Origin of the sequence: Lysobacter antibioticus, assembly GCF_001442535.1 — a bacterium.
Taxonomy (GTDB): domain Bacteria; phylum Pseudomonadota; class Gammaproteobacteria; order Xanthomonadales; family Xanthomonadaceae; genus Lysobacter; species Lysobacter antibioticus.
The window spans coordinates 5,632,803-5,647,443 of the sequence record NZ_CP013141.1 but is presented as its reverse complement, the minus strand read 5'-3'; the positions used below and the strand labels follow the sequence as shown (position 1 = coordinate 5,647,443).

Here is a 14,641-nt window from a genome sequence, read left to right as displayed (position 1 = left end):
ATAGCGACAAAGTAGTGGGAGAAGATCATGGCGGTCACCAATCGGGCTTTGGTCCAGCGACCGACGTAAATCAGCCACTCGCTACGACTCTCGGGCTTCTCCGTGAGCAGCGTGAAGAGATAGTCAATAGGCTTGTGGTTCGCGTACTTCTCGAGGATGTCATAATACTCCTTCGTCAGTTCAGCGTAATATTTAGCCGTCACGGGACCATTTATCCCGGCGAGCTTTCTAGCAAAGCGCCCAAGCTCGACGCCATTGCGGTGCATCGCCTCTGATCGCGAAACGAAGTTCTCTTGGCCGAGAAGTAGCGAGTAGACCAGGATGAGCACAGCAAGAACTGCTTGCGTGGCATTGAGATAGATCGCCTCGACACCAAAATGGATGTTGAACGCTTGCATCATCGGCACAAATACAAGCGCTGCCGATATGAGCGACACAGTCCATTGCGAAAACTTGTGGTGCCGCTCAAGGCGCTCGCTGGCTCGATACCTTGACCTGGTGGTGATCTTCGTCCGTCGCACCAGTTCGTTAATGCGATTCTCAACATTTTCCACGTTCCTCCCTCCCTGAGTCGCCGCGCTGCGCGTTGCGCGCCGGATAGCATACTGGCGCCGCCATTGCTCCAGGAGCACCACGGTGCTCGGATCGAGGGATGCGCGCGCCCAGCTAGGTCGCGTTCCGAACAAGTTCCTCGATTGCATCGATAAGCTTGGCCACCCTCGTCTCGCTGCCTGGCACCCCGGCGACCAACGCGTCAATCCTGGCGCCAAGCTCACTTGTCGGCGCTCGAACGGAAAAAGCGGACACCCCGAGAAATGTGCAAAGTTTGCGCACATTTGGAGAGAGCGTGATCATTTGCCCGCGCTCCATCTTCGAAATTTGCCCGGGGTCGACCCCCGTCTGCTCGGACACAAAAATAAGCGTTATCCCTGCCCTAGCACGAGCTTCACGCAAGCGCTTCCCTAGCCGCAAGGCGTCCGCTTGTGTGTTGAATCGCTCGGCCATATGTGCTAAATATTTGCACATTATTTGCAACTTTGCGAGCCCGGATGGCCGTCTATGTGGACTCAGAAGGCATTCGCTGGCGGGGCAAAGATTGGTGCCACTTGGTGGCCGACTCGATGGAAGAACTTCACGATTTTGCGGCCCGGCTCGGATTGCAACGCCGCTGGTTTCAGAATAAGGGGCGCTATCCTCACTACGACGTAACAATGAGGGTTCGTGACCGCGCCTTGCTGATGGGGGCGATCGATGCTGACCGCGCCACGTTGATCGCCTGCTGTAAGCGCGTCCGAGCAGATATGCTGCAGCGGAACGCTCAAGCGATGATGCCCTGGTAACGCCTCTTGGCGAAGGACTGCTAGATGATCCGCGCGCTACCCCAACCACAGCCGCTCTCGTTGCCCGAGTACGCACTTAAGGCTCGACAGACCAATCGATTTGAGAGCACGCCTGACGAGTTCGACAATCTCCGCTTCGGGTACTTCGGAGAGGCTGGGGGGCTGCTCGCCTCGGTAAAGAAGGCTGTCCGCGATCAGTTGACGGAACCACGGAGTGCTCTAGCCGCCGAAGAATTGGGCGATGCACTCTGGTATTTGGTTGGGACGGCGACCTTCCTGGAGATTTCGCCCAATGAGTTGGGCGAACACTGCATCCGTCGATTGCGCAAGCGCTTCGGAGAAAACGATCGACCCGTGTCCGAGCCCGTGAGTTTCCGCCAAATTGACGGGATCCTTGATACCCACAAAGAAGGCTGGGACCTGGACAGAGTCAGGCAGCTGGGCATTTTAGCTAATGCAGCCGGAAGTCTTGCCAGCACATCGTTAACTCAGTTTCGGGCGATGAGTCCACCAGCGCTGCGGGAACACTTTGGCACCCTATTTGCCGAGTGGGTTCTCACTTGTGGCTGCTTTGACCTGCGTGTCGAGAGCATTGCGCGGGACAACCTCGACAAAATTTCGAGTCGCTGGCCGGGCGACGACAGGATCTATACGGACTATTTCGACCCAGATGGTAAGTTCCCCGCTCACGAGCAGCTCCCAAGACAATTCGAGATTGAGTTCGTCGAACGCGATGGCTACGTAGTTCAACTGCTCAACGGCGTCTTCATCGGGGATCGCCTCACCGATAATAGCAACGAGGCAGACGATTACCGCTTTCACGATGTGTTCCATCTCGCCTACATTGCTTATCTTGGATGGTCGCCCGTAGTGAGGGGCCTGCTGAAGCGCAAGCGCAAGTCCGATGGAAAGATTGACCAGAACGAGGACGGTGCACGTGCCATGATCATTGAGGAAGGCATCGCCACTTGGATCTTCAACCACGCCAAATATTTTGAATTCTACGATGGTGTGGAGGCCGGCAAGCTCGACTACGGACTCCTCAAGCAGATTCAAAATATGGTTGCTGGTTACGAGGTGGACCAATGTAGACTCTGGCAGTGGGAGCTCGCGATCTTGAAAGGATTTGAGGTGTTTCGTCTTCTGAGACTGCACCGTGGTGGAATAGTCTCAGTAGACATGGAAAGCCACGAGTTATCGTTTCGCCCATTTAGTACGTTAGCAGTACAATGACCCCGACCGCCTTCGTTAAAGCGCTTTCCTCCCTGAGCCTCAACAACGTCTTCAACCCGTATGCGGACGTTTGTCCTGTGCATGATCGCGCGGATGCTGCTGAGTCCAGAAGGAGGAATCTGCGGACCTACTTGGCGGCAGCGTCAGAGATCGGCGTCGACACGATCTGGATGGGTAGGGATCTCGGCTACCGCGGCGGCCGCCGAACTGGCCTAGCCTTGACCGATGAGTACCATCTTCCGGAACTAGCGAGGCGCTATCCCGGTTGCCATTCTCGGCAAGCTACTCGCGGCCCAGCTGTTGCAGAACGTACGGCAGCCGAGATCTGGTCCGTCATCAGAGCGATCGAAACGCCACCGCTCTTGTGGAACGTTTTCCCATTTCATCCTCACGAGCCTGACAATCCGTTCACCAATCGCCGATTCACAGCTCGCGAGCTTTACCAGGTCGATGAATTGAACAGCGCCCTGATTTCCTGGTTGAAGATCCGGCAGATTGTTGGGATCGGGCAGGATGCGGCGTCCTATGCACAGCGGTTTGGTGTAACGGTGATCACTATTCGCCATCCGAGCTATGGCGGAGTCAAGGAATTCCGTGATGGTATGCAGCGCCTTTATAGACTGCCAGCCAACGCCTTGGACCGGACCCGGCAGGCCGTTCTGCTCTGACCCCTAGGGCTACGGTAACCGCTTTAACAATGCGGTTGCAGCGTCGGCACCTCCGAACGAGCTCACGTCCAAGTGAGCCAACGTGCTTATACAGGTTAAGACCCCGGGAGCGTATCCGGACTCCTTGCTTACAAAGTGTAGTAGCTGACTCAGCCCGACCAAGTTGCCGAGGGCTCGCTGCGCATAGTGATGTGATCTATACACTGCGGTTAGATCGACGGCGCCCGCCGCGGGGGTGAGCTTGAAGCTCAGGTGACTGAGACAGGGGATGTTCGTCGCGCGCCCCCCGTCGATAGCGGGCTCGTAAATGGGAAGTTCGCATCCAACTTCTCCTTCAAGCAAGTCGTTGACATCGTGGATGCCGAGCTCATAGGCGGACTTTATTTTCCGCTCAGTCTTGGTTTTCTGAAGCTTGCTAACGATCGTTTCCAGAGGATTGTTGGTCTTTCTCGACTTAGGATGGGAACGATCCATCATGCGCATGGCGTACGTACCCCAAGTCCCTCGCTTCTTCCCTGACTTCATGGAGTCCAGGTAGCGCTTATAGAAGTCGGGGCGGCCGAACCGGAGGTACGGCCCTTGCGGAAAGATGGTTCCAGCAACGGTATATACGCCGATCCCGTCAGCGGTTTTCCGAAGTGTGGAGTCAATTTCGTTGATGATCTGCAGTTCGCCGGCGCCGAGCAGAGTCGGCGAGGTGATCTCCAGTACAAAGTTTCGTTCTGTCTTCTGAGGTGTCGCATTCAAGCTTCGCGCTGCGGCCAACCAGACAGGAACAAATCGTTCATCACTGAATACCTTTGCCACGCTTACCCTCCAAAAGCACAGATTGCGTGCTCGCGAATATAGGTTTCAGGGAGCCAAGCCTGCCCGTGCGTTCCCCAACTGTCACCCCAGCTGTTGCGGATGCGGAAGTAAGGAGCACCGCTCTCGTCCCGACCAATCCCAACCACCGTGACAGCGTGAAGGACGGTGTTTGGCGCAGGCAACTGTTCGAATTCGATCAGTCCGTCCACTGGGTTGAAGAAGCTTTGAGTCAACCTCAGGCCAAGGCCAACAGGCCGATGATTGCTAAGCGTTTCAACAATCGATTCGGGATCATGCGGGAGCAAATCAAGCAACGTGCCGTAAAGGGCGAAACCAGCTGGGGGTGTCGCAACTGGCGCTGAGGGCTCCGCTGTCTGGTACGGGAAGTCTGCCTCGACAGGTTGTCCGGATGACGCCGCTTGCAGGGCAAGCCCTAAGCGGACACCGGCGCCCGGAGCCCAGTTAGGCGTCAAGTTGGCAGCGCCCTGGTAGACGTACTCAGGGCTTAGCACTTCGACCTGCGGAGCGAATCGAAGGTTTAGCTCCGAAAGCGCGAATGCAATGCAAGTTGGTCGCTCCCCTTGGTCTCGCGCAGGGTTGCCTGTCTGCGATAGGGAGATATCTTCCTTGATGATCACGCGACTGGCACCTCGCTCAACAGCTGCTGCTTGGCAACACGGGTTAGACCAGGCCCAATTTGCTCAAACTTGGCTCTGGTTTCGAACGCGGCGTTGACTTCGCCATCCTTCAGCCACGGACGCCTCTCCTCCATGGCCAGGATCATGGGGGCGCCGTTCGCGGCTTGAGACGGGTCGTCGACAGTCAACACGAACTCAGCCGTAGTGACACCGAACACGAGTTGCTTTGGGTCGGTCACCTTCTCGGCGGGGCGCTGGGCTGGGCAGACCTGGAACCCTTCTGATGCGAGTTCACCTAATGACCAGAGATAGCCCGATGAGGCTTTGCTCTTCAACCTAACCAGTATCTGATCGTCTGTGCGCGGCTCGAGGATGCTGGTGCGGTCCGTTTCATCCAACAGCCAAACCTCTTTGCGCGATTCGAAATGATGCCCCTCAAGCAGAGCGTGTTTGATTTCGATCGGTTGAATTCGTAGTAGGTCTTTGACCACGCCAGTCTCCAGAAGCTTCTGGCGGGCGAGTGACCATGCCGTAGCCGTGTAGCTAATTCCCAGCCGCAGGGAGAGCTGGTAAAGGACGGTTGGGTCCTTGAGCGACTGGACGCTCCAGCGTTTGCGGCGCATGACGTTGGCAAGCAGGCCGCGAGGGGTCAAGAGGTGATATGCGAACCAATCGGCCTCTTGTTCCTGGCGCTCCGACTTTGGCCCGAAGTCCATGGAATCGTCAGCCGTCGAGCCATGTCCCATGAAATAGTGCCCGAGTTCGTGGGCGCAGGTCAGGTGCACCAGTCCCGCCGACCGCTCGGAATTGATAAGGATCCCGGACACGTCATCTCGAATGAACGCTCCTAGAAGCTTGTCCATGGGGCGAAGAAGCACAGGAACGCCCTCTCCCCCAGCAATCAAGAAAGGGTCTACTCGCGTATACCCCTCCTGCTCGACACGGGCCTTGGCACCCGAGTCGTGATAGACCTCTCTGGCTCGATCGGCGGCGTTCCTGATGTGAGGGAGCATTCCTTACTCCTATCGGCTGGTCTTCGTTGAATGCTTCAAAAACTCTGCGAATCGGGCCACTTCATCGAGATCGCTCTCTGACAACCCCTTAATTGCCCGCGCTAAGAAGGCCAACTGCTCAGGTCCTTGCGGGGGCGGCTCCTTCCCCGTCAACAGGTATTCCAGTGTCCTTCTATACAAGCGGGCTAGAACGCTCAGCTCGGTGGCCTCCACTTTGCGACTACCCGACTCGATATGAGTCACCGCCGGGCGCGATAATCCTAATGCATTTGCGACTTCTTCTTGAGACAGGCCGACATATTCCCGCGATTGCCGCAGCCGCTCCGCCATCTCGGCCCTTTGAGCATCCTTGTCGTGGCTAGTCATCGGTATGCTCCGCCGCCACGTATTTGAGAACTTCCGCGGTCAAATCCTCAACGAATTGATCCCGCGATTCGTATCCACCTTTGCGGATAACGATGTCCGCTGGAATCTTTCGATTCAGCAGCTTGTCGATTTCCAGCATCACCTCCATTGCGGTCAAGGAGTCCAGGGGCGCACCGATCAAGGTCCCGGTGTCTTGAGGATCCTCGCCCATTTCGATAGACATCTCGTCCCAGAAGCGCTCAAGGCACGCCTCGATTTCCCGCTTTTTGTCGTCCATTTGGCCCCCCGCCGAGAATCGCACAATATATGTACGAAAAACGTACCATAGCCAAAAGCTCAGGAAAAGGGGCGCAGGCTGACTTGCCGACAAACGGTGCCAGCCCGCCCCATAGGTCAAATGCTCAATCGTAGGCTTGCCCTTGCTGGTAGGCGTCGACAACGCGTTACCTACCGCTGGGGAATGCTTGGGCAGTGGTCCGCCTAGTTGAACGGCCGGGTGTTGGTAGCCAAGGGCCTAGCAATTCGTCCGAGCCGAAGCCGCTTCGCGGCTCGGCTCGAATTCAGTGGCTAGCCCAAAAAGCACGCCCTATATCCATCGGCCCTAGACCCGAGGGGGGCCGACTTGCTGACAGTCGAACATTGGCTGCTACCCGATACATGCAATCTCACGCAATGTCCCGTCGCGATCCGCGACTGCACGTTTGGCGCGCACAAATTCCGAAGCCCACCAAACCTCACCTGTGGACGGCAAGCACATTTCAATTCTACGAGCGACGCTAGCTTTTCCCGTGGCCGCACATCAGAACGCACAACTCTCAGGAGAATGAGATGAAAGCGCAAGCGAAAATGATCATCGCCTTCCTGCTGGCAATGTTGTTTTCCAGTGCCGCATGGGCCGAGAGCTTGGTCTCTCCGCCTCTCTTCTCAAAGGGCGGGCCGAGCGGTGGGACGGTAACCTGTAGGATTTTTCAATTTGGCTCGACCGTGGGCGAACCACTCAGAGCTTTGGCGATCTATACCAACACAAGCGCCGCTCCGGTCCCCTTGGCCTTCAACACATGCAATGTGTCGAGTGGATTGAGGCAGAACGAAAACTGCAGTTACGGCGCCCGAATAGCTGGTAACTTGTCTTATACCTGCGTTTTCATCTCGGCTGGCGGGGCCGGAGCTCAGTACACGGGCACCATCGAGATCCAGGATAGCCAATTCAATGTCTTGGAGCGGGAGGCGATGCGGGTAGTCCCATAGGCGATATTTGAAATGGCTCCCCTTTCACGGTCGATAGTCTACAGCGGCATCAAGGGCTGACGGAGGGGGCGTGTGAGCGATTACTTCGGATATCTGCTGGGAGCAGCTGTAGTCGGCGGGCAACTAACGGCTTGGCTAGCCTCTCGTCTGTACCCGGCCGGCATCAGTCTCCGCTTGGGCGACCAAGATCTTCGCGTTTCTTGCGAAGCTGAGCGCATTGAGCTCTCAGGCGTTTAACGGTAGTGATGGTGTATCGGAACTAGGAACTGCCTGTAGAAGGGAGGGCCGCAGATTAGACTGCTGGAAGCAAACTATATGGGCGCTGCTGAAGGCACAAAGAGGGATCGACAGTGACTCTATATTTGGCAGACCGCTTCCGGCGATCTCTTTAGAGCTCGCTACGCAAGGGTTGCCTTCTTGGCGGGACGCGCTGGCAAGCGTTGCCGATTTGCGAACCGGGTGTTCGCGGTGCGTGCCTATGCATTCCAAGCCGTCTAAGGTATCTATCTTTCTAAAGAAGAAGATGGGCGGCCGTGCTGTTCGAGCGATCAAGTGCATCTAAAGAATCCGATAGAAGGAACATAGACAAACCAACCGAGGGAGCGGAAATGCAGTTAGACGGTATCTCTTGTTCTATCCTTTTGCTATCTTTCGTGGGCATGTTTCAGGCGGGATCCGCTCGTGATCGTGCCGCAGTTCAAACTGCTACGAAGAACGAAAGACCGAAATCTGCTGCGTTATCTACACACCGAAAGCAGCCAGGCGATGGCTCGTGGGGACGAGTCAGAAGCTCTACCCGTCGTTGTTAGGCGGGAGAAAGATGGGCGCCTAGCTGTTCAATGCGAAGGGTGGTGCAGGCGCTCCCTCAGGAGGCGAGGCGCACAAACGAGAGCGCATTCTGCTGCTTGGCTGCCGAACACACAGACTTCCCCGGCGGCCCCTCGCCCTCGTTTGCCCTTGCGCACTCCGCCAAAGTCGCTCTCGCTGCATCCGAACACCGCGATCTCCGGTTCGACTTCGGCCATCCGAGCGGCAATGCATTGGCGCAGCTTGGGGAAGTTCAGCACCGCCGAGTTGCGATGAATTCCCATCAGGTCGACAGCCGTACGCGCCGTGACTTGAGTCACGAACAAGTCGATCAACCTAAGTTGGAATTCTTTGCCTATCTGACAACGACTATTCGCTATTTCGCATCCTAGATCTAATCCCTATCCAGGACCGCCCCATGTTTGCGGCAAGAGCGGCCCGATGCTGCCGCGATACATGTGCCATGCGGTAGGTGCGATCAATTGAGTGCACTCAGAATATCTATTTGCCGGATTTGACTTTACTGGGGAGAGTCGCCGGACCCTCATAGGATTTTCTATCGCTGTCAGGCGGCGCAGGAGCCGCCGATAGAAAAAATTTCGGGCGAAGATCGGCGGAGAAGATATTCGCGCGACTGCCCTCAAACTTTAGAATCAATAAAGGGAGTGATGATGAAAAAGGCGATCTTATGCGCATTTGCGGCAATAGTGCTTGCTTCGCAGGCCATGGCTCAACCCGGAGCCGATACGTTCGAGGGGGCTGTATTCAGAAAAAAACGGAAGTGGAGGGGGGGCGAAAATTGAGCAGTTCTACAATGAAAGCCACCTCCCTTCGCAGCGTGGCGTTTTTACGGACAATCTCTTCAGTTGGGACGATCAGTCGGCAGCGACGAAAGTCGCCCGAAAGATATCAGCCTTGGTGAAGACTAGCGATTTTTCGTTCTATTCGGCGTTGGACACAGCGGAGGAATTAGCGCCGGACAATATGAATGCAATCAGCGCAAGGTTTATCGACAGGAAAACGCTGGATGTGAGTCTCATGGCCAAGACGCCGATTCTAGGCTTCCAGAGATTGACTCTCGTCCCGCCGACTTATGAGAAGTTCGTTCTTGTCGATTTGACGCGCGAGGTTGAATCGACCTATGCGTTGTTTACGATGTACATCGTGCCGGACGAAGAGGTTCCGTCGGAATTGCAAGGTAAGCTGCCGCATTATATCGATTACGGTGGCTTCATGGTCTTCACCATGAATGAAGCCGAGATAGTGGATGGCCGTGTCGTTCTTGGCGCTCAGCTCGCTTCGGGCCGGGTTGAGGAGCAAAATTCTGTTTCTGATCGTATTGCGCTAGATAAGAAACAGGTCGAACTGTGGTCGAGGTCTCCATACCTGTTCGCCGGGCCGCAGGACCCTGGCCCCTGGAGCCTTGGCCCGTATTCCATGCTCGGCATCCTATGGAGAGAAAGCAAGCCGGATGCGTGGGGATTTTACCCTCCCAAGCGCTACGTGGATGCTGCAACGAGTGCCTTGGCCTACGTTGAAGACATTAAAATTCCGCTCGTTGAAAGGAGCGAAAGTCATCGGGCCAGGAGATGTGTGCGGGCAATCGATTGGCTTGGTGGTGCATTTTATCAGTTTATTCAGATTATCAGGGGGCGAGGGCTTTGGGCTTTGCCGGGGGCCGATGCTTGCCCTTCAAGTGAGCCTGACGTGATTCCCGTAATCGACACTCAGCCCACCAATACACCTTTGTTGACACTGATCGACAGCCATACCACTGCCGTCACCAACGACGATTCGTTCGCCGCTGCGATGAATTACCAGGTATGCCTGGATCGTCCGGAGACGGATGATGTAGACGAGGGAGTCTGTACGGCGGGCGAGCGCACCGAGCTCACCTCTATGGCTGAGCTTTCGTTCACCGAAATTCAAAGTGCGATTACCGCCATTACGACTTACCTGGACGAGGCCGCGGTTGGGGCAGGAAGTTCCCGTTTGCCTGTCACCACCAGCGCGGCACTGAATACCATCATCACCAATAATCCCCAGCATGCACTGGGGTTGCTCAACAATGCCGCTCGCATTGCCTATAGCTCGGGAGCAAGCGCAACCCCGATCGCGCCGATTGCGCCGCGTGTCGACTCGGCCAAAGGAAAGAAAAAAGGAAAGGGGTCGGATCGGCCAGTTGCACCACCAAGACTGTCGCTGCGGACGACGGCTTCCAGTGCGTCCAACAGGGCGTGCGCAGGAGACGACCGGCTACAGAGCAAACCGATGTCATCAGCCTTGGGGCCCAGGTTTCGAATGGCGGACACTATTACCGGCCAAGCGACGCCGGCTATGCTCAACTCGCAAGGACGGTGGTGAATACCCGCGTCGGCCTGCCGTTTGGCATGACGGAGGCGAATTTCAATAGCGGTTCCGGGTATATCGCCGCGGCTGCCTATGACGGTATGCGCGTTGGACAGGGCAGGCTCGTGGTCTACCTGCCGAACGTCACCGGACAGCACGGCGACACTGCGCGATTCGGCTACGGCCTCCAGCATATTTGGACGACCCGCCCCGGCGGACACCAGAACGAGTGGGAAACGCTGGGTGTAACCTCGTCGGCTATGTTGACCGACCTCATCATGTCGGCGCTCGTGAGCCATGGGCCAGTGGATATTACCAGGGACCCCGCCAGGCCTACTAATCAGCGGCGGAACTATGCGTCAATCTCGTTCGCTTACGGGAGTCGGACCTATGTGGCAACCAACGTGGTCATTGTGGTCAGCGATAACGGCATGGTCATAACGGCTTACCCGAGCACCAATCGTCGTAATCCTTCGACGCTGTCGGCGGCCAAAGAGCTGAAACGATAGGCATCGGGCGGGGTGTATCCGATGCGGATAGCCGCTCCGCCGAGTAGGCACCCCTCACTTATCGCGTGATGAGTGAGGGGCATTAATATCGATAGGACATGTGGGTGAATCGAGATCATGGCCCGACTACACAAATGGTCGATCGTAGGTTTAGCGGTTTTGGGTATGCAGGCCTGCACAGGCAAGTCTTCGCCCGCTTCAGATGCGACATCGAATGCGGCAGCGAACACCGATGCACGCACGGTGCCATCAATCCCGTCGGGGAGCACCGATCCGGCGGATGCAACCTATTCGATCGACGGAGAGACCGTCGTGCTGAATCGTGGTGTTGGTCAGCTGTCTCAAGCCGCTGGCAAAGCCCTCGGTGCGGACCGGATACGGGTGGTGAGCGGTCCTTTGTATAAAGATCTGGATAATGACGGCGACGAAGACGCGATCGTGCTGATGAGCCTAGAGGCTGCTGGCAGGCCATCGAGATACTATCTTGGTGCCGCCCAGCAAACGCATGGAAGGTTCAGTGGCAGCAACTCGCTATTTTTGGGCGGTGACATTGGTCAGCCCACTATTCTTTTCAGTAATGGCTTGGTTTCAGCGAGCTACTACTGGAGCGGAGCGTCTGCGGGCTCATTAAGAGGGCCACGCACCGTCCAGGCTCGATGGAACGGGCGGCGGTTCGAGTTGTTGTAGTCGATGGCACCCATGTCTGTGCCGGAATGATGCCGACGCCCTTTGCCGAGCCTCGCCAGAGCGCCAAGCCGTGATTGACTCGCAAAGTGGAGGGTGCGGGCCGCGCTCGGCCAAACCTGTTCTATCTCGGCAACCGAAGGTGCATACATCAGAGAGCGCCAGGCTTGAGCTTGCCCCGACCTCTGTGCAGAAGCAGACCGGTCCGCGTAGCCGTCAGCGTCGCCGTAGCATGCGCCTAGCACTCCAGCTTGCGGAAGGACGCTTTCCTCATGAGTCCGAACCGTACTCGGGCTGATGGAATGATCTTGCGCCACCATCTTGCTGCCCCCACCGAGACTGATGATTCGCAACATATCCCGCTAACGCTGGCTTTAGACCGGCAATCGACATGGCCATCAGCTTTGCTATATCCAGCCGATTCTTCTGTAGGGCTTGAACAACGTCGACGTCGAATCGTTCTGCCGCCGCTTCCGACTCTGCAGCAGGTTACGTGAGCATCTCACGTTATGTACTCAGTCGTTCCGGCTCACAGTTCCGGTTTGTCCTGGACGCGGGCAACCACGAACCATTCTGACTAGCGAGCTCTACAATGCGAAGGGTAGTGCGGAGGATGGTATCGAATCGGTAAAGAAGAACTCAGTGCTCGATGAACGCTATGAGCGTAAGGACTCCAGCAGCGGCAAGCCGATGTTCAATCTCAAGGCATCGAATGGCCAGGTTATCGGAACGAGCGGGCTGAGTCGGCTCGGGATGGTGGCATTGCGTCGGTGAAAGCGAACGGGCCGATGGCGGAAGTCGACGATCAGATCTAGTTCAAAGTCCAAAGATCGAGGGGGCACCCCTCGATCTCCTTCAGACTCGGCGATGATTGCGAAGCGGCTTCGGCTTGAATGAATTGTTAGCAGCCATTGTTGCGCACGTTGAACCGCTACGGTTCTTTGGCGACGGGCCGGCAACTTTGGGGCGCGCTTGCCCCGTTGAACGAATTTTTTGACCGTTCGTCGGCGGCGTCTAGAAGTGTGACGAATGTATCAATTATTCATGATAAATAGGGGGTGAAGGCGCGCGATCCTTCCCCCTGGTCGCCCCGTCTTCGGGAGGCGGCTTGTCTCCGCGAGTAAGCCGCCTCCGCCTACAGCTATCGGAGCACGATGGATGTAAATGTCGCTAAGGATGGCCGCTTGGAATGCTTTGCCGTCTATGTCCGGCATCAGTTGCTATAGCCCGACTGTTCAATAGAACCTCGGATGTCTGAGCGTTGCAATGGCATTCGTGGTTCGATCAGCTAGGGTTTCACGTGTGGGAGGGCAGGCCATGAGTCGAATCTACCGCGCCGTCGAGCCACAGGCGCTAGCAGTTCGCTATCTGACACTCACCAAAAATAACGCTGTCTCACGCAAGAGATGAAGTTGCTCGCGCGGAGAGCCTCGCTGAGGTTCGGACCACTATGTGCGGAGTGATGCAGCAAGGAGAGTTCGCTTGCACCGTAGCCATTGTGTAGACGCTTTCGCAACCGAGAGCTAACGCTTACCACTAGAGGGTGGCTCGCGCTGCCTCGATACCGCGCATCGTGCCAGATCTCGTCGTGCTCTCAGGTCGCCGGCCTGGCCGTTCCACGAAGGCTCCCGCCCTTCTGATCGCCGGATTTGAAGCATTTGTCGCGCCATTCGAGATGGGATCGCTTAATTCCGCACATCACCTCTATCTGTACATAGCGACCGTCGTTGATGTAGCAGGCGCGTCATCGTGCTGCAGGCGAACCGGTCACCCGGAGAAACTTATGAACCGCATCTTCCGCATCCTCTGGTCGCACGCACTGAATACTTGGGTCGTCGCGTCAGAACTCGCTACCTCCCGGGGCAAGAGCGGAGGAGGGGTCGACAAACGCAGACGCACATGCGCCATCATGCTCGACCGGAACCAGGTCGAAGGCTCCCCCCCGCGCGCAGTTGGCCACTGCAGTTGGGCGTGTGCTTGGCGCTGCTGTCGCTGTATACCCCGGCACAGGCGGTGAATCGGTTCTGGGACCCTAACGGCACGGCTGTTGGTCGTGGAGGCAATGGCACGTGGAATCTCAGTAGCGCGTTCTGGAGCCCCAACGGCGACGGCGTCAGCGGGCCTTACAGCGCATGGAACAACGCCGTACTCGACGATGCCTTCTTCGGCGGCACCGCCGGCACCGTGACTCTGGGCGTGCCGATCACGGTCCACAACCTCACTTTCGACGTCAACGGCTACATACTCAATAGCAGCACTTTGACCCTCGGCGGCGTGACGCCGACCGTCACCGTCAACGGCGGCACCAGCATCAGTACGACCATCAACTCGGTCATCGCCGGATCGGCGGGGTTGACCAAGGCGGGCACGGGCAATCTGTTCCTAAACGGCGTTAACACGTTTACCGGAAGCGTCAACGTCAACGCCGGCAGGCTGGCCGTCAATGGCAACTCGGCCCTCGGCAATATCGCCAATACCGTCAATATGGCCAACGGGACCCGCCTCGATGTCGGCTCGACGGGCGGCGGTTTGGCCGGGCGAACGGTGTCGCTCAACGGTGGTGTCTCGCTGTTCGGCGCCGGTGTCGGCAGCGGCTTCTTTACCGGCAGTGGCAACCCGCAGTTCAACGGCGTGGCGGTAAGCAACAACCTCAACAACTACACCGGCAGGACCAGCTTCTTTGGCGGGTCTGCGTCCAGTTTCACTTCCATTGCCGACCTGGGGGTGGCCAGCTCTCTGGGTGCGCCCACCACCGTCGCCAATGGCACGATCAGTCTCGGCTCTTCCGGCCAGACCGACGCCGTTCTCGATTACCTGGGCGACGGCGATAGCTCCAATCGCAATTGGCAGTTGGACCCGCCCGCCGGCCCGAGTGGCGAGGCAGCGTATCTGCGCAACCGCGGCAGCGGCACCCTGACCCTGACCGGCAATATCGCGATGGGCGGCGGTTCGGGAATCGCGTTGAGTTCGACGCGATCA

At 57.1% G+C, this 14,641-nt stretch carries 18 protein-coding genes (2 of these 18 only partly in view); 10 read left to right on the top strand and 8 right to left on the bottom strand.

Going from position 1 to position 14,641, the window contains the following annotated elements:
- On the bottom strand, positions 1-701 hold the 5' portion of the coding sequence (locus GLA29479_RS25015; protein ID WP_425599956.1) for an SLATT domain-containing protein. Its footprint begins 16 nt before the window's first position; only the first 701 of its 717 coding nucleotides appear in the window; it begins with the start codon at positions 699-701; the stop codon falls past the left edge of the window.
- Positions 667-1,005, bottom strand: a complete 339-nt coding sequence (locus tag GLA29479_RS26220) for a helix-turn-helix domain-containing protein (RefSeq protein WP_057972925.1) — start codon at positions 1,003-1,005, stop codon at positions 667-669. The genes GLA29479_RS25015 and GLA29479_RS26220 overlap by 35 nt, the downstream gene beginning before the upstream one ends.
- 44 nt (positions 1,006-1,049) lie before the next feature.
- Between GLA29479_RS26220 and GLA29479_RS22820 the strand changes: the two genes are divergently transcribed.
- From GLA29479_RS22820 to GLA29479_RS22810, 3 genes are read left to right on the top strand one after another with little or no spacing between them, the layout of a single operon-like run.
- Positions 1,050-1,340 carry a DUF4031 domain-containing protein gene (locus tag GLA29479_RS22820; protein WP_057972926.1) on the top strand — a complete coding sequence of 97 codons (291 nt, stop codon included), beginning with the start codon at positions 1,050-1,052 and terminating at the stop codon, positions 1,338-1,340.
- Between the two features lie 24 nt (positions 1,341-1,364).
- A complete protein-coding gene (locus GLA29479_RS25515; RefSeq protein WP_057972927.1) occupies positions 1,365-2,573 on the top strand; it encodes a nucleoside triphosphate pyrophosphohydrolase family protein in 1,209 nt (402 codons plus the stop codon).
- Positions 2,570-3,241, top strand: a complete 672-nt coding sequence (locus GLA29479_RS22810; RefSeq protein WP_057972928.1) for a uracil-DNA glycosylase — start codon at positions 2,570-2,572, stop codon at positions 3,239-3,241. Before GLA29479_RS25515 ends, GLA29479_RS22810 begins: the two co-directional genes overlap by 4 nt.
- 9 nt (positions 3,242-3,250) lie before the next feature.
- Here the strand turns inward: GLA29479_RS22810 and GLA29479_RS22805 are convergent, their stop codons facing one another.
- From GLA29479_RS22805 to GLA29479_RS22795, 5 genes are read right to left on the bottom strand one after another with little or no spacing between them, the layout of a single operon-like run.
- Positions 3,251-4,048 carry a thymidylate synthase family protein gene (locus GLA29479_RS22805; protein ID WP_057972958.1) on the bottom strand — a complete coding sequence of 266 codons (798 nt, stop codon included), beginning with the start codon at positions 4,046-4,048 and terminating at the stop codon, positions 3,251-3,253.
- 2 nt (positions 4,049-4,050) lie between these two features.
- Positions 4,051-4,686 carry a C1 family peptidase gene (locus tag GLA29479_RS24100; protein ID WP_082638923.1) on the bottom strand — a complete coding sequence of 212 codons (636 nt, stop codon included), beginning with the start codon at positions 4,684-4,686 and terminating at the stop codon, positions 4,051-4,053.
- Complete coding sequence (locus GLA29479_RS22800) at positions 4,683-5,699, bottom strand: ImmA/IrrE family metallo-endopeptidase (protein ID WP_057972929.1); 1,017 nt, start codon at positions 5,697-5,699, stop codon at positions 4,683-4,685. The genes GLA29479_RS24100 and GLA29479_RS22800 overlap by 4 nt, the downstream gene beginning before the upstream one ends.
- Before the next feature lie 9 nt (positions 5,700-5,708).
- The gene (locus GLA29479_RS24095; RefSeq protein WP_057972930.1) at positions 5,709-6,065 is read right to left on the bottom strand and encodes a helix-turn-helix domain-containing protein; all 357 of its coding nucleotides are present in this window, start codon (positions 6,063-6,065) and stop codon (positions 5,709-5,711) included.
- A complete protein-coding gene (locus GLA29479_RS22795) occupies positions 6,058-6,342 on the bottom strand; it encodes a hypothetical protein (protein ID WP_057972957.1) in 285 nt (94 codons plus the stop codon). Before GLA29479_RS22795 ends, GLA29479_RS24095 begins: the two co-directional genes overlap by 8 nt.
- A gap of 551 nt (positions 6,343-6,893) precedes the next feature.
- Here GLA29479_RS22795 and GLA29479_RS22790 point away from each other — a divergent pair.
- Positions 6,894-7,313 carry a hypothetical protein gene (locus GLA29479_RS22790; RefSeq protein ID WP_057972956.1) on the top strand — a complete coding sequence of 140 codons (420 nt, stop codon included), beginning with the start codon at positions 6,894-6,896 and terminating at the stop codon, positions 7,311-7,313.
- Positions 7,314-8,149: 836 nt separating this feature from the next.
- Here GLA29479_RS22790 and GLA29479_RS22785 read toward each other — a convergent pair.
- A complete protein-coding gene (locus GLA29479_RS22785; RefSeq protein WP_057972955.1) occupies positions 8,150-8,455 on the bottom strand; it encodes a hypothetical protein in 306 nt (101 codons plus the stop codon).
- A gap of 580 nt (positions 8,456-9,035) precedes the next feature.
- On the opposite strand from GLA29479_RS22785, the gene GLA29479_RS22780 reads away from it, so the two are divergent.
- The 6 genes from GLA29479_RS22780 to GLA29479_RS22770 form a co-directional block, all read left to right on the top strand.
- The gene (locus GLA29479_RS22780) at positions 9,036-10,484 is read left to right on the top strand and encodes a hypothetical protein (RefSeq protein ID WP_057972954.1); all 1,449 of its coding nucleotides are present in this window, start codon (positions 9,036-9,038) and stop codon (positions 10,482-10,484) included.
- The gene (locus GLA29479_RS22775; protein ID WP_144436706.1) at positions 10,481-10,978 is read left to right on the top strand and encodes a hypothetical protein; all 498 of its coding nucleotides are present in this window, start codon (positions 10,481-10,483) and stop codon (positions 10,976-10,978) included. The genes GLA29479_RS22780 and GLA29479_RS22775 overlap by 4 nt, the downstream gene beginning before the upstream one ends.
- A 117-nt stretch (positions 10,979-11,095) precedes the next feature.
- Positions 11,096-11,665 (top strand): hypothetical protein, encoded by a 570-nt coding sequence (locus GLA29479_RS25010; protein ID WP_144436705.1) that lies wholly within the window; start codon positions 11,096-11,098, stop codon positions 11,663-11,665.
- 432 nt (positions 11,666-12,097) lie between these two features.
- A complete protein-coding gene (locus GLA29479_RS24090) occupies positions 12,098-12,436 on the top strand; it encodes a YegP family protein (RefSeq protein ID WP_248842778.1) in 339 nt (112 codons plus the stop codon).
- A 901-nt stretch (positions 12,437-13,337) separates the two neighbouring features.
- The gene (locus GLA29479_RS26215) at positions 13,338-13,679 is read left to right on the top strand and encodes an ESPR domain-containing protein (protein ID WP_425599994.1); all 342 of its coding nucleotides are present in this window, start codon (positions 13,338-13,340) and stop codon (positions 13,677-13,679) included.
- Positions 13,562-14,641, top strand: the 5' portion of a protein-coding gene (locus GLA29479_RS22770) for an autotransporter-associated beta strand repeat-containing protein (RefSeq protein WP_082638930.1). 24 nt of this gene lie beyond the right edge of the window; 1,080 of the gene's 1,104 nt are visible here — the first part of the coding sequence; the start codon lies at positions 13,562-13,564; its stop codon lies beyond the right edge, outside the window. The genes GLA29479_RS26215 and GLA29479_RS22770 overlap by 118 nt, the downstream gene beginning before the upstream one ends.